At 60.5% G+C, this 21252-nt stretch carries 18 protein-coding genes; 6 read left to right on the top strand and 12 right to left on the bottom strand.

Annotated features, from left to right (window positions below; genetic code table 11):
- Complete coding sequence (locus L6762_RS06025; RefSeq protein ID WP_237186042.1) at nt 1-1185, bottom strand: glycine betaine ABC transporter substrate-binding protein; 1185 nt, start codon at nt 1183-1185, stop codon at nt 1-3.
- The gene (locus L6762_RS06020; protein WP_237186041.1) at nt 1178-1654 is read right to left on the bottom strand and encodes an NUDIX domain-containing protein; all 477 of its coding nucleotides are present in this window, start codon (nt 1652-1654) and stop codon (nt 1178-1180) included. Before L6762_RS06020 ends, L6762_RS06025 begins: the two co-directional genes overlap by 8 nt.
- 126 nt (nt 1655-1780) lie before the next feature.
- Between L6762_RS06020 and L6762_RS06015 the strand changes: the two genes are divergently transcribed.
- Nucleotides 1781-2821: a mechanosensitive ion channel family protein gene (locus tag L6762_RS06015; RefSeq protein WP_237186040.1), complete on the top strand. Its 1041-nt coding sequence runs from the start codon at nt 1781-1783 to the stop codon at nt 2819-2821.
- Nucleotides 2822-2848: 27 nt separating this feature from the next.
- Here the strand turns inward: L6762_RS06015 and L6762_RS06010 are convergent, their stop codons facing one another.
- The 5 genes from L6762_RS06010 to galU all read right to left on the bottom strand — a co-directional run bounded on the left by L6762_RS06010 (nt 2849) and on the right by galU (nt 8376).
- On the bottom strand, nt 2849-3778 hold the full coding sequence (locus L6762_RS06010) for a LysR substrate-binding domain-containing protein (protein ID WP_237186039.1): 930 nt from the start codon (nt 3776-3778) through the stop codon (nt 2849-2851).
- Nucleotides 3775-4239, bottom strand: a complete 465-nt coding sequence (locus L6762_RS06005; protein ID WP_237186038.1) for a hypothetical protein — start codon at nt 4237-4239, stop codon at nt 3775-3777. Before L6762_RS06005 ends, L6762_RS06010 begins: the two co-directional genes overlap by 4 nt.
- A 369-nt stretch (nt 4240-4608) precedes the next feature.
- On the bottom strand, nt 4609-6249 hold the full coding sequence (locus L6762_RS06000; RefSeq protein WP_237186037.1) for a CYTH and CHAD domain-containing protein: 1641 nt from the start codon (nt 6247-6249) through the stop codon (nt 4609-4611).
- A 129-nt stretch (nt 6250-6378) separates the two neighbouring features.
- Nucleotides 6379-7227, bottom strand: coding sequence for a hypothetical protein (locus L6762_RS05995; protein ID WP_237186036.1), 849 nt, complete (start codon nt 7225-7227; stop codon nt 6379-6381).
- A 243-nt stretch (nt 7228-7470) separates the two neighbouring features.
- Complete coding sequence (gene galU, locus L6762_RS05990; protein ID WP_237186035.1) at nt 7471-8376, bottom strand: UTP--glucose-1-phosphate uridylyltransferase GalU; 906 nt, start codon at nt 8374-8376, stop codon at nt 7471-7473.
- Nucleotides 8377-8478: 102 nt separating this feature from the next.
- Here galU and L6762_RS05985 point away from each other — a divergent pair, with 102 nt between their 5' ends.
- A complete protein-coding gene (locus tag L6762_RS05985; protein WP_237186034.1) occupies nt 8479-9084 on the top strand; it encodes a 5-formyltetrahydrofolate cyclo-ligase in 606 nt (201 codons plus the stop codon).
- On the top strand, nt 9029-9331 hold the full coding sequence (locus L6762_RS11995) for an FmdB family zinc ribbon protein (protein ID WP_336603584.1): 303 nt from the start codon (nt 9029-9031) through the stop codon (nt 9329-9331). Before L6762_RS05985 ends, L6762_RS11995 begins: the two co-directional genes overlap by 56 nt.
- Before the next feature lie 56 nt (nt 9332-9387).
- On the opposite strand, the gene L6762_RS05975 is transcribed toward L6762_RS11995, so the two are convergent.
- From L6762_RS05975 to L6762_RS05955, 5 genes are all read right to left on the bottom strand, one after another.
- Nucleotides 9388-9630 carry a hypothetical protein gene (locus L6762_RS05975; protein ID WP_237186032.1) on the bottom strand — a complete coding sequence of 81 codons (243 nt, stop codon included), beginning with the start codon at nt 9628-9630 and terminating at the stop codon, nt 9388-9390.
- A complete protein-coding gene (locus L6762_RS05970) occupies nt 9623-13528 on the bottom strand; it encodes a DEAD/DEAH box helicase (RefSeq protein ID WP_237186031.1) in 3906 nt (1301 codons plus the stop codon). The genes L6762_RS05975 and L6762_RS05970 overlap by 8 nt, the downstream gene beginning before the upstream one ends.
- Before the next feature lie 128 nt (nt 13529-13656).
- The gene (locus L6762_RS05965) at nt 13657-14112 is read right to left on the bottom strand and encodes a cell shape determination protein CcmA (protein ID WP_237186030.1); all 456 of its coding nucleotides are present in this window, start codon (nt 14110-14112) and stop codon (nt 13657-13659) included.
- A complete protein-coding gene (locus tag L6762_RS05960) occupies nt 14109-14876 on the bottom strand; it encodes a MurR/RpiR family transcriptional regulator (protein WP_237186029.1) in 768 nt (255 codons plus the stop codon). Before L6762_RS05960 ends, L6762_RS05965 begins: the two co-directional genes overlap by 4 nt.
- A gap of 97 nt (nt 14877-14973) precedes the next feature.
- Nucleotides 14974-16593: an alpha-glucoside-specific PTS transporter subunit IIBC gene (locus L6762_RS05955; protein ID WP_237186028.1), complete on the bottom strand. Its 1620-nt coding sequence runs from the start codon at nt 16591-16593 to the stop codon at nt 14974-14976.
- A gap of 290 nt (nt 16594-16883) precedes the next feature.
- On the opposite strand from L6762_RS05955, the gene L6762_RS05950 reads away from it, so the two are divergent.
- The 3 genes from L6762_RS05950 to L6762_RS05940 are packed head-to-tail and all read left to right on the top strand — an operon-like array spanning nt 16884 to nt 21213.
- Nucleotides 16884-17714: an endonuclease/exonuclease/phosphatase family protein gene (locus tag L6762_RS05950; RefSeq protein WP_237186027.1), complete on the top strand. Its 831-nt coding sequence runs from the start codon at nt 16884-16886 to the stop codon at nt 17712-17714.
- Nucleotides 17715-17736: 22 nt separating this feature from the next.
- The gene (locus L6762_RS05945; protein ID WP_237186026.1) at nt 17737-19470 is read left to right on the top strand and encodes an alpha-glucosidase; all 1734 of its coding nucleotides are present in this window, start codon (nt 17737-17739) and stop codon (nt 19468-19470) included.
- 3 nt (nt 19471-19473) lie between these two features.
- Nucleotides 19474-21213 carry a glycoside hydrolase family 13 protein gene (locus tag L6762_RS05940; protein ID WP_237186025.1) on the top strand — a complete coding sequence of 580 codons (1740 nt, stop codon included), beginning with the start codon at nt 19474-19476 and terminating at the stop codon, nt 21211-21213.
- Nucleotides 21214-21252: the final 39 nt, after the last annotated feature.

Below are 21252 nucleotides of genomic sequence, written 5' to 3'. Positions count from 1 at the left end.
TTACCCTTTCATACGGGTCAACCAGAAATGGACGGCGTAGGTTTCTGAGACGGGGTTATCGCCGCTCGTCAGCGTATTGAGACGCACCAGGGAATCGGTGTCGAGGTTGGCGGAGACATCGTTGATGATGTCCTTGACCTGCTGGGGCAGCTCACCAGCGCGGGTGACGGGCACAATGTTTTGCGCCAGCTGGGTACGCTCGGGGTCCTCAAGCAGTACGAGGTTATTAGCGGAAATCTCTGCACTGGCTGAGTACATGTAGCTCATGCTGGTTGCGCCGGTGATGAGCTCCTGGGCCTGCTCTGACCGGCTATTTGCGGTCTTGCTGGTTTCCGGGGTGCAGCTGTAGTGGGTGCTCAGCGAGGTAGCCCCGCTAGGGTTGGTGGCGTAGCTTTCGGGGGCAACCAGGCTGAGCTCAGAGCAGACCTGCCCCAGGTCGCTCATGGTCTCCAGACCGTAGCGCTGGGCAGTAGCCCGGGTGACTACGTAGCCATACCGGTTGGTGGCGCTCGAGGGCGAGAGCACCTCAGCGCTATCGGGCAGGGCACGGTCAACGTAGCTGACGATATCGTTGCTGCTGAGCCCGCGCACGTTCAGCGAGGTAGCGCTGGGGCTGGGCGTAGCGCTAAGACTTGGTGTAGCGGTAGGGCTGGTATCAGAGGACGCGCCCGCACTAGCTTCTGCGCTCGCAGTCGGGTCTGGCGCGGGGCTGGTGTCTGTCGCGGCGCTAGCCCGCTCTTCTTCGATAATGGTGGGGCTAACCGCTCCGTTATCGGTGAGGTAGAGCAGCAGGTCACCAGACAAATCAGGGGTGATATGCACAAGCCCATCTGCTGGTCCGGTCGCAGTAGGGCTGGCTGTAGCGGTGGCTGCGGTATCTATCCCCATACTGGCAAAGTAGGCGGGTCGGCTACCGTCGGTCTCAACCACCTCAACGGTGTAGCCCGCTTCTTGCAGGGCAGCCTGGTAGATATAGGCTGCGTGGCGGGTCTCCGCCGTCAGCCCGGTACCGATACGCAGGGTAGCGGTCGTGGCGGGGCTGGTCGAAGTAGTCGCACCGCTGCCGGTCGTTGAGCTGCCGCAACCGCTCAGCAGAAGGCCGGTGGCCGCAGCGAGAGCAACCAGCTGGGCGCGGTAGCCCTGTGCGCGTGGGCGTCCTTGTTCCTTAGTCGCTTCCCTAGTCATGCGAACCCTCCCGGTAGCTAGCTGCCAGCTCGCGGGCGTCCGCGTACCCTAAGAGGCGTGCAGCCTCGTCCACCAGGGAGTAGTAGAAATGCTGGTCTAGTTCAGCCAGCGGAACCCACTCTGCCAGGTCGGTCGATCCGCCAATCTCGGCAGTAAGCTCTCCGCCGGTGATATGGGCAGTGTAGATGGTACGCAGGGCGCAGAAAGGACGGGTTGCCCCGGCTTCGGGCTCAAAGTAGGCCGCGTGCACCCCCAGCAGGCGGTCAAGTTCCACCCGGTAACCGGTTTCTTCAAAGACTTCGCGCACGGCAGTCTCATGGGGCTGTTCGCCGGGGTCCATGCCGCCACCGGGTAGGGTCCAGCCGGGGCGGTAACCGGGAATATGCGGTACCCAGCGGGAGAGCAGAATCTTGCCATCCTCAATCACCACGGCGTAAGCAGCCGGGCGGGTATCCATCACCAGGGGCATCTCTTCTTCCTTTGTTCGTCTCTGAAAAACCAGTCTATTGCACCCTTGGCTCAGGTGCGCCGCCCTAGCGTTCGCGGGCAGCTGGCATACCGGTTTTCTTCAGTCAAAGACGATAGGCTCGTAGGTATGACAGTAACCGGGATTTTAGCAGCAGAAACAACGCCCCTTGAAGAAAGCGCTGAGGCCGCCGGAACCATAATGGCCAGGCTGGCTAGCCTAGATTTTTGGCTGGGAGCACCCCTTCGCATACTCATTATTATCATCCTCGGGTTCGTCTTACACGGCCTGGTGCGCGTGGTCATTCGCCAGGTCACCGACTCTATCGCCCGCGGCACCCGCAACCGGGTGGTTGCAGCAGAAGAGAAAAAGGGCGGCAAAACTAGCCGGTGGAAGGCCGATACATCTCTGGCGAGCACCCGCCAGTCCCAGCGGGCACAGACCGTTGGCTCGGTGCTCCGGTCGGTCTCGTCGATTGTGATTTGGACGGTCATGATCGTCATGATTATCGCCGAGCTGGGCTTCAATATTGCCCCCGTCATTGCCTCAGCCGGTGTAGTGGGTGTGGCGCTTTCGTTCGGTGCCCAGTCTCTCGTTAAAGACTTCCTCTCGGGTATCTTCATCGTGGCCGAAGACCAGCTGGGCATCGGTGACTGGGTCAACTTAGGTGAGGCCGAGGGTGAGGTAGAGGCAGTGGGTCTGCGCACCACCCAGGTGCGTGATACCGCCGGAACCCTCTGGCACGTGCGCAACGGCGAGATTCTACGCGTGGGCAACTCTTCCCAGGGCTGGGCCCGCACCATCATCGACCTGCCCATTCCCTACGATGCCGATATCGACGAGATGGCGAGCTTCCTCATGACCTCAATTCAAAAAGCCATCAAGCTACCCGGCATCAGGGAGAACATCTCGGGCAAGCCCCAGTATCTGGGCGTGCAGTCTGTAACCGGCGAATCGGTGGTACTGCGCCTGACAGTCAAGACCGCCCCTTCAGAGCAGTTCGCGGTGGGGCGTAAGCTCCGGGAAGAGCTCAAGAAGGCTATGGATCAGCGGGGCATTCGTATTCCGCTGGCTAACCAGTCGGTGATTCACAGCGAGATACACGAGGAACGCGCCGTGGTTTCCTCTTCTGCCCAGAAAGCAGAAGAAAAGACCGACCAAAAGGGCTAGCTCTCGGTAGCCCCTCAGCGCAACTTGTTATTTAGCGCTTTTGCCCCGGGAGCCTCGGCCCGAGCCCTTAGCGCTCCCCCTGCCACCCTTCTGGGCCTGGTACTGGCGCAGGTTGCCGTTCTTCTGGGCGTTCCGCTTCTTGCGGTCTTCCGCTTCACGGCGCTTGTTGGCAGCCGCCCGCTTCCGCTTGGCCTCTTCCTTCTCGCGCCGCTGCTTCTCAAGGGCCACCTCGCGGCTATCACTACCGCGCTGAGAGGCAGCGGTGCGGCCGCGGGTAATCCCCACAAAGTCCTGGATTACCTGCTCGCGGGCGTCCTCACGCACCTCCCGCTTCCACACCAGCAAAACCGGGTACTCACCCAGTCCCTCAACCGGGCGGTAGGTCAGGTCTTTGCGGTGGTAAAAACGGGCTACAGACATCGGCACCACCAACAGGCCCAGCCCGGCAGCCACCAGCTCAATCGCGTCGGCCCGGTGCCTCATTTGAGGTAGCGGACGCGGGTTCTCGGCCCGGTAGTCGGCGGAAAGATCGCGCCATTCGGGCACCTCATCGGGGCTCTGGAGTAAAAATTCTTCGGCTAGCTCAGCAACCGGAACGGTCTCGAGCACCGTCAGCAGGTGATCCTTAGGGAGTACCACCACCGGGGTTTCCCGGTAGAGTTCAATCGCGTGGTAGCGCTTCTTATCGCGGGCTTCGGGCTCGTCCTCAGCGCGCACCAGCGCCATATCCGCAAAAGCATCGAGCGAAGCGAGGCCCTGCCCCTCAGCTAGGGCTACGTCGGTCAGAGGAGCCAGCGCCGAATAGCGCTCCCGCCACCGGGTAAACCACTTACCGGGCATAACCCCGGGAACAAACCCCACGCAGAGACCGGGCACCTGCCCCACCTGCTCATAGCGGGCGGTCTGATCGTCAACCAGCAGGTCGGGGTGGGCAAGAATCAGCTCGCTCAGGGTCATAGCTTAGTGTCTTTCGGTAGTCGCGGCATGGAACGTTTTCTGTCCCAGATTTTTGCGGTGATAATGACGGCCGCCAGCAGGGCCAGCACCAGGGCGGCCACCCGTGGGTTCTCAAGCCAAAGCCAGACAACCGACATGCCAACCGTTGCGTAGATGGTACCCCACATGAAAGTGCCCACCAGCATAGCTGGAATCCAGCGGGACAGGGGCATACGGGTAAAGCCGGTAGTCAAAATAACCGCAGTTTGAAAGCCCACCGTCAAGAAACAGGCGGGAACAGCCAGCACACCCCAGCGATTCACAAAATACTGGGCCCGGCGGTAGAGGGGGTGGCCCATCAGGTGCTGTATCTTCTCAAAGCGGGAACCCCCAGCCTGGGCTAACCAGCCCAGAGAAAAGACGAGGGAGGTACGCACAATACCCACCACCCACATAAAGCCGATGGCGGCAACCCAGTGCAAACTTTCAAGCCATTCCCTCACCCCACCAGTCTAGCCTGTTCTCAGAGTCTGGCACGGCGGCGTCCGCCCCTCTCCCACCTGGGAATCGCCCCTTCCTCCCAGTGGCAAGGCACAACAAGCCATTTTTTAGGTTCACCTATCCCACAAAATAGGTTAACCAAAAAAATTTTCGCCAAAGACTAGCCACAGGGGGCTTAATTAGGTTATATTTTTATTACCAAATAGCCGCAAGGCCCTGTGGGAGGGCTGGCTAGGCGGTACAAAGAAGACTTTTCTTCCTGTGTGTGATGCAGCTAGAGGCACCTGACTGAGGTGCCTCTAGCTTTTTAAAGAAGGTCAGCTACGAAGCCGTAGGGCTCACGAGCAGACTTAGGTAAGCTTGATACCTTTTACTTTCTTGAGGGCCCGGGGCAGGGCGTCAAAGGCAGTCATACGCAGGCCCATAGCCAGCAGCTCCGAGCGACCCAGTAGGTAGCCGACTGCAAAGGGGTCAAGCCCCAGCTCATTAGCCTGAGCACGCAGGCCCAGAAGCCAGTCGCCCATCGTCAACTCGTCTGTCAGCTCACCCAGCTCTGCCTGAACAGCCTTAGCCCGCGCCACCAGCTCAGCCTGGGACCCGGTCAGGGGAAGCCCAGCATCGGCAGCAGCAAAGAGACAGTAGCGCACCGCCTTAGCAGCCTTACGCACATCATGAAGGCCCTCATCAAAAGCAGCGCCCGCCGAGAAATCAGCCGCCTGCTCTGGCCAGGTAGCCACGGCCCGATCCCCCTGCTTGACCAGGCTCTTCCGCAAACGCTTAGCTACCTTATTCACGTAGTTCTCACTATTGAGGGGGAGCTCCACAGCCAGGGTCACATCGGCCAGTAAGGATTCGAGAGCCAGCTGAAGTTCCAGCCTCCCAGCAGAGGCCAGGTAGCGGCGGGCCTGGGCAGCTGCGTCCGCCTGCTGGTGTTCCATGACCGCACCGAAGGCAGCGCCTGCGCTCTCCCCCAGCACCGGGTGGGCCTGCAAGACCTGCTGGGCCATAGGGTGTACAAGCTCACCGTTACGGTGCGTTTCTAGCTGGCGGGCATAGGTTTTCAGCCCCTGCATCATATCTTCCAGAGCTGGAGCAAACCCGCTACGTGCATACGGCATAGCCATATACTTCAGCACGCTCCGCAGCTGACGGGCAACAATGCGCCCCTGGTGGGTGGCATCGGGTGCCCCCGCTGCCACCAGCAGATCAGCTTGGGCAAGCCGTTGGGTGTGAGAGGCAAGCACCCGAGTCAGCAGCTCAGCAGAGCTCGGCACCGGGGGAAATTCAACTGCCAGAGCCTTCTTTTTCTTTTTCGCTGCTTTCTTACCCTGCCCCTTAGCTTTGCCGCCCATTCGCCGGGCCTCGAACTCGGCGTCATGCCCCAGGGCCCGGGCAATCTTAGCCGGCGACTGCGAGGGCACAGCCCCGACAGCCTGCAGCTGACGGGCAACGTCCGTAAAGAGAGCTTCCGTGAGCTTACGATCTTGGGCGGTCTGCCCCAGCAGCTCTACCTCCCACTCGTGCCAGGCCCGTTCCTGGCCGGTGGCATAGTCAAGGGCCTGCACCCGGTCATCACAAATCTCAGCTAGCTGCTCCCCGGCCCTATCGAGAATCACGGTACGGGTCCGCTGGGTTTTCAGAGAAACCCGAGGCTCTAGCTCCTCTCCGAGGGATGTCACCTGCACAAATTTCCTCACCGCAGCGGGCATAGCGGACCGGTTAGATAGCAGGTCAAAGGTCACCTCATGGCGCTGGCCCGCAGCGTCGAACTTGATGTGCCAACCCTGGTCGTAGCCACCCAGGCGGCGGCGCAGAGCTACCTTATGCCGCCCCAGGTTGCCCGAGGGGGTGTCGTAGTAGGTGGCGTCGAGCTGCTCCGTTACAGGCTCGCTGACACTCCACCGCTTAAAGCTCCACTCCACCGAGGGAACCTCACTGTTCACATCGGCAAGCTCAAATTTCTGCTCAATTTCCAGGTGGTGTGTAGCCATACGGTTAGCCTTCCTCAGAATATCGTGGGGCGGTGTGGTCCTGCCCCTCAAACAGAATACCCAGCTTCGCGGCCTCTCAGGGTGAGGCTACGGCTGGGTATCTATTCTTTGAAAAAACTTCATCTTCGCCTAGGCGCGGCGGCGCTTCAGCACATCATCAAGGTTGAGGCTTGCTGCCTCGGCCAGGGTCTGGGTCTGGGCCTTCGGAGCTGCTTCAGTCTCAAGCGGAGCAGGAGCTTCCCTGCGCACGGTCTCTGCCTCAAGATAGGTAGGCAGGGGCACCGCGGTGACCTGCCAGCGGGTATCGGGCAGGGCCTCGTCCATGCGTAGGCGGGCAGGCTTTTGCTGGGTAGCGGCCTCGCCGTCAGCAATGGGAGCAGATGCAGCTACCACCGGGTGATGTTGGGTTTTTGCCCGGCGGAGAGCCTTAGCCGCGTGGCTGACCGGCATCTGCTGGCGGGCACGGGCAGGACGCTCGGGGGCAGGCTTCAGCTCGACAGTAGAGACGGTAGCTGCTGGGCGACCCTGCTGGCGGCTGGGGGCATGAGAGGTGCTTGAGGGGGCAGAAGGACGCCGCTGGGCCTGGCGCTGTTCAACAGCCAGTACGGTGCGGGCCCGCCTACGGTCGCGGTCACGCAGGGCCAAAACTCGCAAGGTAGCCAGGCATGCCAGGCTAGCTAGCAAGAAGAGGAGGGGAAGGAGCGGGGCTGCTCCACCGGTGAGAGACAGAACTCCCGTGACCAGGCTGGCCAGCGCAAAGGCTAGAGCTAGCCCAAACACAGCCAGACGGGTGGGTTTCAGCCGAAAAGCCGGGGCGGTTTCGGTCGCGGCCTGAGCCGGAGGGGCGGACGGCGCACGGCGGGCCTCAGCCTCGCTGGCGTGGCTCTCAACGATATCGGCAACGAACTTCTCAGCCCCGATGCTGGTCACAGAATCTGACTTACGGCGGCGCACAACTAGCCCAAGGCCAACCAGCACACATACCAGCAAAATAAGGCCTGAACCACTCAGGAAGTCCATCGCTGCCCCCGTTCTTTATCTCTGTGACACAAATATCTAGTTCATTCTACCCCAGCTCTCTCAAACAGAGCAGGGCCATGAGATAAGAACTGGGTACCTTCTATGTAGAAGGTACCCAGTTCTTCTGCTTCCAGGCTGCTCACTACCGAACGGTTCGGGGCCTCCCTTAGCCCCGCGTCCGCCCAGCAGTAGCATCAGGGCTTACAGCTCGGCTGCGAATTCCTTAATCCAGGTACGCAGCTCAGGGCCCAGATCATCGCGCTCAGCAGCGAGAATGACGTTGGCCTTGAGGTAGGAGAGCTTGTCGCCGGTGTCGAAACGGCGGCCCTTGAAGACCACGCCGTAGACACCTTCGCCCTCGCCGGTGCCCTGAGCCAGAGTCTGCAGGGCGTCGGTCAGCTGGATTTCATCGCCGCGGCCCGGTGCGGTATTTTCCAGCACCTCAAAGACCTTGGGGGAAAGAACATAGCGGCCGATGACGGCCAGGTTTGAGGGGGCATCCTCAACAGCGGGCTTTTCGACCAGGCCGGTGACCTTAACGAAGCCGTCCTCGCCCTCAACAGCCTGCACTGCAGCACAGCCGTAAGCAGAAATCTGCTCTTCGGGGACCTCCATCAGGGCAACGACAGAGCCGCCGGTCTTCTGCTGGACAGTAACCATAGCAGAGAGCAGGTCTTCTTTTTCGTCAATCAGGTCATCACCCAGCAAAACCGCGAAGGGCTCATTGCCAACGTGGACCTTGCCGCGCAGTACAGCGTGGCCCAGACCCTTGGGGTCGCCCTGACGGACGTAGTGGATCTCACCCAGGTCGTTGGAGTCTTCAACACTCTTGAGCAGGGCGTCCTTGCCCTGGTCAGCGAGCTGCTGTTCCAGACCGGGTACACGGTCAAAGTGGTCCTCTAGGGCGCGCTTGTTGCGGCCGGTAATCATCAGAACGTCGTTCAAGCCAGCGCGAATGGCTTCTTCGACAACGTACTGAATCGCAGGGCGGTCCACCACGGGCAGCATCTCCTTAGGAGTGGCCTTGGTGGCGGGAAGGAAGCGAGTGCCGAGACCGGCGGCAGGAATCACAGCCTTGGTCACGGAGAGTGATTTATTTTCAGTCATACCTTTCAGAATACCCAAATTTTAGAGTTTGTCTGCATTCGCTGCCCTAAAGAGAGGTAAATTGTGACTAGATTCAGCTAACACTTCTTCAGGAGGGCACCCGTGAGCTCTAGTAGATCAGCAAGCACCGCCCAGGCTAAGGCCTTTGCCCGCAGCTACCTGCGCAGACGCCGAACCCACAACCCACCGCATCAAGAAACGGCTCAGGGCTTTGAACGCACCCTAGCTCCCCTCTGGCAAGGCCTCCCTGCAGGCAGCACCCTTGCCGCCTTTCTGCCCCTTCCCACTGAACCTCCCCTGCTACCGGCCCTAACCCGGGCCGTAGCTGAGGGATACCGGGTGCTGGTGCCGGTCGTCCGCCCCCGGCGTCAGCTGGCCTGGGTAGAGTGGCAGCCGCAGGTAGAACACACTATCAATGCGCTGGGTATCGTGGAGCCGGTAGGTGAGCGCCACGGGGCTGAAGCCTTTATCCAGGCAGACCTGCGCCTGGTACCTGCCCTTGCCTACGACCTGGCGGGGCGGCGGCTGGGGCAGGGCGGCGGCTACTATGACCGGCTTTTTGAGCAGCTTGGCCCTCTGGCACAAGACCCCTCTACCGTGGGGGTGGTGTTTGAGCGGGAAATCCTTGATGGTCTGCCTGTAGATAGCTGGGATGCCACACTTCGGTTTGTGGCAACGGAGAATACCCTGCACCGCCTGGGTGATTGAGGACGAGCCGCCAGAACAGAGTAGAATAACCCCCAGATTTATCGCCTATTTGATGGAGTTATCCGTGCCTGTTTACGTTTACCAGTGCAAGAACTGCGGCCACGTGTTTGAGCAGCACCAGTCGTTCTTGGACGACGCGCTCAAGACCTGCCCCGAGTGCGGCCAGGACACCCTGCGCAAGAAGTTCGGCCAGGTCGGTGTGGTTTTCAAGGGCTCTGGTTTCTACGCCAACGATAAGGGCAAATAAGCCTAGAGACGTTCAAGGGGCTGCCTGCCACGGTATGTGGCAGGCAGCCCCTTCTTTTATTGCCCGTAGTGGGGTGGGCGTTGTTCTTTGAGCCAGGTTGCCCGGGCGTCCTCCCCCTCGGTAGCCGGGGCGGACGCACTTGGTTCGGTGAGGCCTGCCAGTTTGGGTTCGGCGCCGGTGAAGGCTGAGCCGCCGGTGGCCCGGCGGCGGCCGCGCCGTTTTTTGGGTACGGGGCTGTAGCCGGGGCCAGGGGTTTCGGCCCCTACCCCTGCTGGCTCAGCGCCTGATGGCTTACTCATTGCGCCCCAGCCCCAGGTAGCTTCCAATTCGGCCGACCAGGGTTTCGGGGTCTGAGAAGACCTCGATAGTCCAGCAGGTCATGTGGTTCCAGCCGGTACGGGCCAGGAGCTCAGGAATCAGGCGGGAGCGTTCGCGCACGCTCATGGCGGCATAGGCGTCTGATCCGTCGGATACGACGGCCAGGGGTACCCTCACCGGGGTGGTACGGTCCACGTCCTGCACCATGGTGCGGGCCCGGGGGCTAGCCACTGCTCCGGCCAGTAGGGATTCTTCCTCGCTCGTCACAATCAACGAAATCAGAGGAACAGCTGATTCATGCAGGGTGACCCTGTGCTGGCCCAGGCGGCGCACCAGGTCGTTGAGCAGCCAGTCGCCCATGTCGATGGCTTCTAGGTGGTCGTTGGTGAGGAACTCGTTGACCGGTAGCTTGTCGGTGATGGGCTTGGTCAGTTCCTGAGCGGCGCGGGCTTCTTGCTCACGGCGGTAGGCCAGCAGCAGGCGGTAGATATCGAAGGCCCCGTATTCTAGGCGCTGGGGGTCTAGGTCTTCGGGGGTCACGCAGGTGACCAGGCGGGTGAGGTGGCGGGCGCGGGTGGTTGCAAGCACGAAGCTTTCGCGGCCGCTGCGCTCGGAAAGGTGCCCGAAGTGGTGGGCTGCGCCCTGGGCTGTTTTGCCGGCGCCAAGGGCGAAGATGATGACGTCTCGTTCCATATCGACGGCGCGGGAGACATCAACGACGCGGAAGGATTCGTCCCCCGCTGCAAAGTAGGGTGCAAACTGGGGGTAACGTACCAGAAGCTGGCGGACGGCCTCGGCAATACGCTGGGCATGGCGGGCTGTGGTAGTCACAACAGCTAGCGTCTGCTGGGGGCTGCGGTAGGCGTGCTCGATGACCATCTCGGCGACCCGCTGCACCTCAAGGCTGGGCGAATCGAGGGCAGCGTTATCAGATACCCGCCCGGTGACGTCCACGTATTCCACGGTAAGAGCCGGGGTGCCGTCAGTAATCTCTTCACCCCAGGGGTAGCTGGTGAGAGCTCCCCCATAGAAGTGTTCGTTGAGGTAGCCAAAGAGGGCGGGGTCAATTGCCCGGTTGACGGTAGCCAAAGACCGGCCAGGCAGTACCTTGGCGAGGGCCTCGAAGGTGCTGACCAGTTTTTGGTTCTTCACCGCCGGTGCGTTCTGGGCTACCGCTGAGACCATGAAAGGGGCTGGGAAGCCGCTGTGGGGGTCGCCCAGGGCAATGACCTGTTCAGCGCGAATGAGTGCAGGTAGGTTAGCTGCCAGCGGTGTAGATTCGGCATCGAGCAGGATCGCTGCGTCAAAGCGCATACCGGTGGGCACCTTGCCGGAGAGGGCGAAGGGGCTGGTAATCCACAGGGGTAGTAGGGTGGTGGCCATGGTGGGGGCATGAGTCAGCACCTGCTGGAGGTTGAACTCGTGGCTCTTGAGCTGGCTACGCAGGAAGGCCGCTTCGTGGTCGTACTCGTGGATGCGGGCGCGCCAGGTATCGGCTACGCGGGCATGCAGGCGGGCGGGGGCGGACGCCAGGTGCGAGTAATCTGCCCGGCGGAAGCGGGTTTCAAGGTCACGCAGGGTATCTGCGCTCAGAATCTCAAGTTCTTGAGAGGCCAGCATCATTTCAAGGGCGGTCTGCCACCAGGCAAGTTCTAGTTCGGCAGCTACAGCGCCGCTTTCGAGCTGGCGTTCGTAAAAGTCATCGAGGAGTTCGCCCAAGCCCTGGTCGCTCAGTTCCCGGGTGAGGCGGACGCGCTCAGGCAGGGTGTGTAGGAGCCATTCGTCATCGATGAGGGCGGCAAGCCTCTCTTCGAGCTGGTTGAGGGGGGTGGCTGAGAAGCGGGTGCCGGCCGGGGAATCTTCCAGCACGATAGCTAGCCCCGTGAATTCTTCGAGCAGGGCGGTATAGCAGGCCCGCAGGTCGGCGAGGTTCTCGGGGATAGTGGGGACGCGTTCGTCCTTAGCCAGGCCAATCCATTCTTCGCGCTGACCCTGAACGATGAAGAGGTTTTCGTGCAGGTCTGAGATGTTAACGCCGGGCACGATGTATTCTTTGGCGGCCCGGCGCAGGCGGGAGCGCTGGATGCTCGACATGTCGATACCGTGTTCCCGCCTCCAGGTACCGCTGGCGGTGGCAGCGATGAGGTCGGTGACGGGGCGGTCAAAGATGTCGGGCCTGAAGCGGGTGAGGGTATCAGCGATACGTTCGAGCAGGTCAAGCTGGGTTCCCCAGTCGTCCATGGTAGTGGCGGGCTTCAGGCCGGTTTCGTCGGCCATGAGGGTCATGCCCGCTGACACCTCGTTCAGGGAAGTACGCAGGCTCTTGACCAGGGCGTGGGCGGCTTCGGTATCTTCTGAGCTGGTGAGCTTAGCCCGGTGCCAGGCTGAGGCCCGGGTTGAGGGGCGGAAACCGCCAAGGTCAGCTAGACGCTGGAGCTTGTGGACGGTCTCTGTGCGGCGGGTCAGCTCGTCCATGGTGGTGCGGGCTAGACGTACCTGGGTAGAGGGCGCCGGGTCCTGGGCGGTAAGCGCTGCCAGGGTTTGCAGGGCATCGTAGACAGAGCAGCCCCAGCGGGATTCGGTGAACCGCAGCGATTCGGTGTGGCCGCGCAGCTTGGCACGGGTTTCTACCAGTTCCCGGTGGATATCGGTGACGTTGGGGGCGGGAGCCTTCTCATCGCGCACAATCGCTGAGATGAACTCCTGCCGGTAGGCCTCTGAGTCCCGTTCGGTCAGCAGATCGAAGGTGAGGTCGGTGAGGTGGGTACGCTCTAGCAGGCGGTTGAAATCGTTGAGGGTGGAACGCTTCTCCCCTACCACAAGCACAGATTTCCCCTGGTGAATCAGGGCAGCGGCGATGTTAGCTGCGGTGCCGAGCTGGTCGGTACCGGGAGCGGTGGTCACAGCCAGGGAGTGCCCCAGATGGGCCAGGTCGACGATATCCTGCCCGCTGGCGTCCGCATCCACCACCAGCATGTCGGTGTCAGGGTCGCGGCTATCAAGGGGTTCGCGGGTGTTGTGGATGGGGGCAACGAAGGGCTGCTCCAGCGGGTTGAGCTTGAGCTGGGCAATATCGCGGACGAGCGGGGTGTGGGCGGTTGCCGGTAGCTCCCCGGTGCTTTCCTTGAGATCTGCGAAGGTCGAGATGAAATAGGTAGAGCGAATCGTCATACCGGGTACAGCTCCGGTCGTAGCCCGCATGCGCTCAATGACCGGTTCGGGGTCTAGCTTGCGCATGGAGTTAGCCAGCTGGGCAACGTCCATGGTACCCAGGTCGATGCCGTACTCTTTCTTGATCTGCCGCACCATGGCGGGGTTGAGCTGGGCAGGGCCGGTCAGCTGAATCTCGAAGTCATCGCTGGTGGGGTGGGGGGTGATAGCAAGAGGAGCCATCAGGATAGGGGCGATAAAGCGCTTCTCCCCCACCATTCCGTCCTCGCGCACATCGCGTGAAAGCCAGGAAGCTGTACCCGCTACGAAGTAGCCCGCGTCCAGGCCATGCCCGGTCGCCAGCTCAAAGATTTTGGTGCGCAGGGCGCGGGCAGCCACCATACCGGCTTCAAATTTGGCCTTATCGCGCAAGATGGTAGAGAGGCGGGTCTTTCTGCCCATAAACATCTGGGCAACACCCGAGGAATTGGCGTCGGTGAGGTCGATGTGCACGTAGTCGACCTGGTTGAAGTCCAGCATGGCATCGGGGCCGGTATAGGTTTCCATCTGCTCAGCCCAGGCTTCAAGGCCAGCCTGCACCTGAGCTGTTACCTGTTCATCAGCAGCAGAGTCGGGGGCTTCCTGCGGGGTCTGCGCATGGCCCTGGGACCAGGGGGCGGCGCCGGTAGTGCGCTCGTTAGCGGTTTCAGGGTCTACCTGCTCGTTCACTGAATCTACTCTAGCTTTCTGCACGTGTTAACTTCCCTACCATCATAGAGGTTTCAGGCCCATAGCACAGGTTCGCGGGCCCTATAGGAAGGCCCCGTTCCGAAGGAACAGGGCCGGTGAGGTTGCTTTTAGCCGGTGGCCAGGTTGATGTAGGCCAGCAGGGTGAGCAGAGACAGCAGACCGAGCAGGGCCATACCCGCAAGGATGACCCAGCGCAGGCGGGGGGCAAAGGGCTCACGAGGAGCATCCCAGAGAGATCGGGTGTAGAAGTAGCTCAGCAGGAACCCGGGGATATTGCCGGTGAGGAGCTGCTGGGCTACCGCAAACATGCCAAAGGTGCGCTCGGTGTTTTCGTTTTCGGTTTCTGCTGCCCGGAGTAGGCCCACCATAATCAGCGACATACAGCTTACGATGAAGGCAAGGGCGATAGCCGGTTCGTTGAGCATTTCGCGAAAGTCGACGTTTTCTCCACGCGACACCGCGAACTGGTAGAAGAAGAAAACCATGGGGCTGATGAGCCAGTACCAGAAGAGGAAGGTGCGGAGGCGCTGGGTGTCGCGCAGGGCATAGAGCAGGGCGTTCATGAATTCTTTTCTTGGGTATCGATGTACTGGATGTATTGGCGAACGGTATAGTCCAGCAGCACGCTCAGAGCTACAAAAGAGTGGTAGGGCTCTTTGGCTGTTCCAGTGACGGTGGGTGTGGACTCGTAGTGGAGGGAAAAATCTGCGGCGGCAGAAATCGTGTTGACGCCAAGTGCGGTGATGGCAATCATCGGGATTTTGCGGGCGGCCAGGGCCCGTACCGTCGGTAGAGCGCTTTCGGTCTCGCCCGAGAGGGAGGCTATGATGACGAGGTCATCGGGCTTCATGACGCCGATGCTCCCCCTAAACTCGCTGGAAGCCGGAATGACGTGGGTGAATTTTCCGCAGGCCAGCATGGACTTTGAAAATTCTTGAATAGCGGTGCGCTGAGCAAAACCGGTTCCGTAGCAGTAGATGGTACGAGCCGATTCAATTTTCTTGAGGATGGGCTCGAAGTTGACGTTGGTGAGACCCTCGTAGGTTTTGAGGATGTCGGTGCGGCCGCTCTCTAGAAAATCTGTGTTAGGCGATGCTGCATCTAGAAGTGAATTTTTCACGAAAAACTTCAGTTCGGCGAAGCCGGAGAACCCTAGCTTCTTTGTCAGGCGGATAATGCTGGACGTCGAGGTGAAGGTCTTGTGGGCCAGGGCGCTGATGGTTGAGTCGGCAACGAACTGCTCGTTGTTGAGCATAAAGGCGAGGATTTCGCGTTCGGTGTCGCTGAGGCGGTTCTGATGCGCGTTGACAAGTTCCTGTAAGTCCACCAAGGGCTCCTGAGTATTTCACGGTCACTGCAGTTCTATACAGTATAGGTGGTTTTACTCAGGAGCCCTTGGGGTATCAGCGGGTACTAGCTAGCGATTACTTGCCAGCGTTGACCATTTCTTCGAACTTGTCGCGGACCTGGGGTACGTCCATACCGACGATGACCTGCAAGGCCTTGCCCTTGTTGACCAGGCCCAGTGCGCCTGAAGACTTGAAGTCAGCTTCGGTAGCGACCAGTGAGGGGTCATCTACTGAGACGCGCAGGCGGGTGGCGCAGTTGTTTACATCGGTGATGTTGGCGGGGCCACCGAGCAGGGCCAGGAAGTCGGTTGCGCGCTGGGTGTAGGGGTCGGATGCTACAGCGGTTGCTGCTGCACCTTCTGCGCCCAGGGTGCCGTTCTTCTTGGCTTCCTTGTAGTCAGCCTTGGTGTAGAGCTTGGTTTCGCCACCGTCTACTTCACGACCGGGGGTCTTGAAGTCGAACTTGAGGATCAGGAAGCGGAAGACCACGAAGTAGATCAGGGTGAAGACCAGGCCGATGGCAATCTGGGTGAGGACCATACCGGAGTGGTTGGGCCACATGGGAATCCAGTTCTGGAAGAGGAAGTCAATAAGACCGCCACCCATGTTACCGACAACGCCGAAGCCGTACATGGTTGCTGACATGGTTGCTGCCAGGACCGCGTGTACTGCGAAGAGCGGGGGTGCCAGGAAGAGGAAGGTGAATTCGAGGGGCTCGGTGATGCCGATCAGGATTGCGGTGAGGCAGACGGGGATCAGCAGAGCCAGGGTTTCCTTGCGCTTTTCGGGGCGGGCAGTGGTGTAGAAGGCTGCTGCGATACCGAGGGGGGCGAAGACCTTGGAGTTACCGTGCAGGGCGAAGCCGCCACCGGGGAAGAGTTCCTTGACGGGGGTGGTTGATGCTGCGAAGGTTTCGAGGTTGGCAACCCAGTACTTGGTGATGCCGTCCGGAACAACGGCGGGACCGAAGACGAAGGGGGTGTAGATGAAGTGGTGCAGGCCGGTGGGGATCAGGATGCGCTCAAGGAAGGTGTAGAGCCAGACGCCAAAGACACCGGAAGAGATGAAGAAGCCCTGCAGTGAACCGATACCGGTCTGGATGGTGGGCCAGACAGCGACGAAAGCCAGTGCGATGGGCATCATCAGGAAGAAGCCCAGGCCGTAGACGAACTGGGTGCCCTGGAAGATACCGAGGAAGTCGGGCAGCTTGGTGTTGAAGTAGCGGTTGTGCAGCCAGACAACGATTGCTGAGATGATAATGGCACCGAAGATGCCGGTGTCGAGGGTCTTGATACCCGCGATCAGCTTCAGGCCGGTACCTGCTGCACCTTCAGAAAGGTCAACGCTGTAGTCAACACCGAACTTGTCACCCCAGATGCTGAGGATAGAAGCAACGAAGTAGTTGAAGGTCAGGTAAATCATGCCGGCTTCGAGTACGGCGCGGGCCTGGGCGGTCTTAGCCAGAGCGATGGGAAGACCCAGAACAAAGAGGAGTTCCATCTGGTTGAAGACGGTCCATGCGCCTGATTCCCAAACGGACCAGAAGTTGTACCAGCCGGTACCTTCTGCGGCGATGCTGCCCAGAAGCTGCTCGTTCTTGCAGATAATGGCAATACCCACTGCAAGACCGGCGAATGCAAAGATGAGGACGGGGGCCAGCATGGCCGAGCCGAACCTCTGAATCTTCTCCATCATCGGATAAGAACCTTTCATGTATAGGTGAGACTCGGCGTTCGCGTGAAGCGTGGTGTGTGCGGAGCGCCACCCGTGTGATTACTAGCCTTATCTAACCATTCTTTGGCCGAGCATAGGCGTGATTTGGGGTACTTTGGCATTAATGCCGTGAACCGGCACGTTTTTCGGGAGCGGGTAAAAGTACCGGGGTCTAGGGGCCGGGTTTGGTGGGGGCAGACAGGCCGGGCGCACCTAGGATGGGTAGCCGTAGGACTCTCCTCGTTGACCCGTGAAAGTGACGCTTGTACTCGATGAAACTATTAACGCTGAACACCCACAGCTGGCTTGAGGTGCACCAGATTCCCAAGATTTTTGAGTTGGCTCAGTTTATTGTGCGGGAGCAGGTTGATGTAGTTGCTCTGCAGGAGGTCAACCAGTTTGTGGAGTCCGCCGTGGTGGATACCCCTCTCGGCTTTGTCGGGGGCGCTGACCGCCCCGTCCGTCAGGATAACTATGCTCTGCTGCTCAACCAGTTTTTGAAGCAGCTAGGGTCCCCCTACTACTGGGCCTGGTCAGTTTCCCACCTAGGCTTTGACCGCTATGACGAGGGTGTCGCTATTTTGACCCGGCAGCCCTTTGAGCGCTGCGAGCTGGTTGATCTTTCGCCGGCGTATACGGATCAGGACGTCGCCCGGCGGGTTGCCGTGGCGGTTCAGCTGGGTGAGGAGTTCGGTGGCGCCTGGATTGCGAGCGCCCATATGAGCTGGTGGAAGCTCGGTGAGGTAGCCCTCTTTGCTGATGAGTTCACCCAGCTAGAGGGGCAGATGAAACAGCTCGCTAACGGTGCCCCCGTGATTCTTGCCGGCGATTTTAATAATGCGGCTCAGGTGCAGGGTGAAGGCTATGACCTGATGCAGAAGCGGGGCTGGATCGATACCTACACGGTAGCTGAGCAGGTGACCGGCGAGTTTACCGTTCACAAGGCCATCCATGGCTGGGATAATCTCACCCAAGCCCTGCGTATCGACCTTGTGCTGACCGACCGGCCCACGCGCGTCCGCACCCACGATGTCGTCTTCCCCGACACCGACGAAACCGCAATTTCAGACCACTCCGGTCTGCTACTGACCCTCGATATCTAGCCAAACCGCAAAGGAGCACATCATGACAGTCGAAACCCAGTGGTGGCAAGAACCCGTTGTCTACCAGATCTACCCGCGGTCCTTCAACGATTCCAACGGCGACGGCATCGGCGACATCCCCGGTATCACCGAGAAAATCCCCTACCTAGCCAAGCTTGGGGTGGACGTCATTTGGCTCTCGCCCATCTACAAGTCCCCCAACGACGATAACGGCTACGACATCAGCGACTACCGGGACATCATGGACGAGTTCGGCACCATGGCCGACTTTGATGAGCTCCTTGAGACCGCTCACGCAGCCGGCATCAAAATCATGATGGACCTGGTCGTCAACCACACCTCCGACGAACACGACTGGTTCGTACAGGCAAAGAGCAGCCGGGAGAACCCCTACCGCGACTACTACATCTGGAAGGACCCGGCAGGCTATACCGAGGACGGCACCCCGATTCCGCCCAATAACTGGGTCGCGGCTTTCTCCCCCTCCGCCTGGGAATGGGAGCCTACCACCGAGCAGTTCTACCTGCACCTCTTTTCGACCAAGCAGCCCGACCTCAACTGGGAAAACCCGGTCGTCCGCAACGAAGTCTACGACCTCATGCGCTTCTGGCTGGATAAGGGCGTCGACGGCTTCCGCATGGACGTCATCAACCTCATCTCCAAGGACCCGGCCTACCCTAACGACCCCCAGGTAGCAGCCGGTGGCGGCACCGACTCTATCACCATGGCTGCCAACGGCCCCCGCGTCCACGAATACCTCGCAGAAATGAACCGGGAAGTGCTCTCCCACTACCCCGTCATCACCGTGGGCGAGGCTCCCGGCGTCACCACCGCCGACGGCCTGCTCTACACCGGCTTTGACCGCGGCGAACTGCAAACCCTCTTCCAGTTCGAGCACATGGGCGTGGACGCCAACCCCAACCCCGCCCTGGGCAAGTGGAACGATAAGCGCTTTGACCTGCGCGACCTCAAGCGAATCCTCACCAAGTGGCAGGTAGACCTAGCTGGTAAGGGCTGGAACGCCAACTACTGGAACAACCACGACCAGCCCCGCGCTGTCTCCCGCTTCGGCAACGATTCGCCCGAGTACCGGGAACTCTCCGCCAAGATGCTGGCCACCGTGCTGCACGGCATGGCAGGTACCCCCTACATCTACCAGGGCGAAGAGCTGGGCATGACCAACGTCTTCTTCACCGACCTGGCTGACTACAACGACCTGGAAATTCACGACCACTACGCCAAGCTGGTCGGTTCAGGTGTGGTCGATCACGACACCATGCTGCGCTACATCTCAGCCTCCGGCCGCGACAACGCCCGCACTCCCATGCAGTGGACGGCCGGTGAGCAGGCAGGCTTCACCAGCGGCACCCCCTGGCTCAAGCTCAACCCCCGCTACACCGAAATTAACGCTGAGGCAGCTCTTGCCGATGAGTCTTCGGTTTTCTACCACTACCGCGACCTCATCAACCTGCGCCATGCCCACCCCATCATGGTCAACGGCACTTACGAGCTCATCGACTCGGCCGAGGCACCCGCCACCGAGGACGCCGAAGTCTACGCCTACCTGCGCCACGGCACCGGCCCCACCGAGCACCAAACCCTGCTGGTCGTGGCCAACTTTACCGACAGCGTCCTCACCCGCACCTTTACCGAACCAGGCGGTGCGCGTACCCTGCTCAGCAGCAACTACGCCGACGACGCAGGCGCAACTCTGCGCCCCTACGAAGCAAAAATTTACCTCTACGAAAGGGACTAAACCATGGCAGATAACTCAGGAAAGACCTGGTGGAAGGAAGCGGTCGTCTACCAGATTTGGCCGCGCAGCTTCAACGACTCCAACGGCGACGGCATTGGCGACATCCCCGGTATCACCGCCCGCCTGCCCTACCTGGCAGACCTCGGCATCAACGTCATCTGGCTCTCCCCCGTCTTCGCCTCCCCCAACGACGACATGGGCTACGACATCTCCGACTACCGGGCCATCATGCCCGAGTTCGGCACCATGGACGACTTCGATCAGATGCTCGAAACCGCCCATTCCCTCGGTATCAAGATCCTAATGGACCTGGTCGTCAACCACTCCTCAGACGAACACGAATGGTTCGAAAAGGCCCGCGCCTCCCGCGATAACGACTACCGCGACTACTACATCTGGCGGGACTCATCGGGCGTCGATGAGGACGGCAAACCTCTGCCCCCCAACAACTGGGGCAGTGAGTTCGGCGGCCCGGCCTGGGAATACGACGAAACCACCGACCAGTGGTACCTGCACATGTTCTCCCGCAAACAGCCCGACCTCAACTGGGAAAACCCCAAGGTTCGCCAGGAAATTTTTGACCTGGTCACCTTCTGGCTCGATAAGGGCGTCGACGGCTTCCGCCTGGACGCCATCAACATCATCTCCAAGCCCGAGGGCCTGCCCGATGACCCCAGCGTCGACCCCGAAAAGCACTCCTCGTCTATTCCGTTCGTGATTGAAAACGGCACCAAGGTGCACGAGTGGATGCACGAGCTCAACATGGAAACCTTCGACAAGTACGACTGCATGACCGTGGGCGAGATGAGCGTCACCGGTCCCGAGGAAGCCGTCCAGTTCTCCGGTTTCACCACCGACGAGCTGCACATGATCTTCCACTTTGAGCACATGGGCCTGGACTCTGACCCTGAGACCGGCATGGGCAAGTGGTCCCGCAAGCCGGTTGAGCTGACCGAGATGAAGCAGATTCTGAACACCTGGCAGACCGAGCTGGACGGCAAGGCCTGGGGTTCGCTCTACTGGAACAACCACGACCAGCCCCGCGTCGTCTCCCGCTTCGGTAACGACTCTGCCGAGTACCGGGAGCTCTCCGGCAAGATGCTGGCTACTGTGCTGCACGGTATGCAGGGCACCCCCTACATCTATCAGGGTGAAGAGTTCGGTATGACCAACGTGCAGTTCGACTCGATCGAGGACTACAAGGACCTTGATTCGATTAACTTCTACACCGATATGGTCACCGAGCACGACCGCATGAGCGCGGATGAGGCTATGGCCCTGATTTACGCCAAGGGCCGCGACAACGCCCGCACCCCGGTGCAGTGGAGCGCGGACGCCGGTGCCGGCTTTACGAGCGGCACCCCCTGGATTGGGCTGAATGAGAACTACACCGAGATCAACGCGGCTGAGGCTGTGAACCGCGAGGATTCGCTGTGGCGCTACTACCAGCAGCTGGTAGCCCTGCGCCGCGGTGAGCTCAAGGACCTGCTGGTCTACGCCTCCTTTGCGCCCCTGGACCCTGAAGATTCTGAAGTGTACGCCTACGAGCGCCACGGGGAGGGCGAGAAGCTGCTGGTCGTCGCCAACTTTACCGACGGCGTCCTGAACCGCACCTACCAGGTGCTGGAAGGTGCGGACGCCCAGATTGTGCTAGCCAACTACTCGGACGCCGCCGACCAGGCGGCCGGGGCTGAGCTGACCCTGCGCCCCTACGAGGCCCGCATCTACCGTATCGCCGCCTAACACTAGGTACCATCTAAATCGGAAAAACCCACGAACCAG

The organism is Rothia nasimurium (genome assembly GCF_928381705.1).
GTDB classification, from domain to species: Bacteria; Actinomycetota; Actinomycetes; order Actinomycetales; family Micrococcaceae; genus Rothia; species Rothia nasimurium_G.
This window is presented reverse-complemented; position numbering and strand designations above follow the sequence as displayed.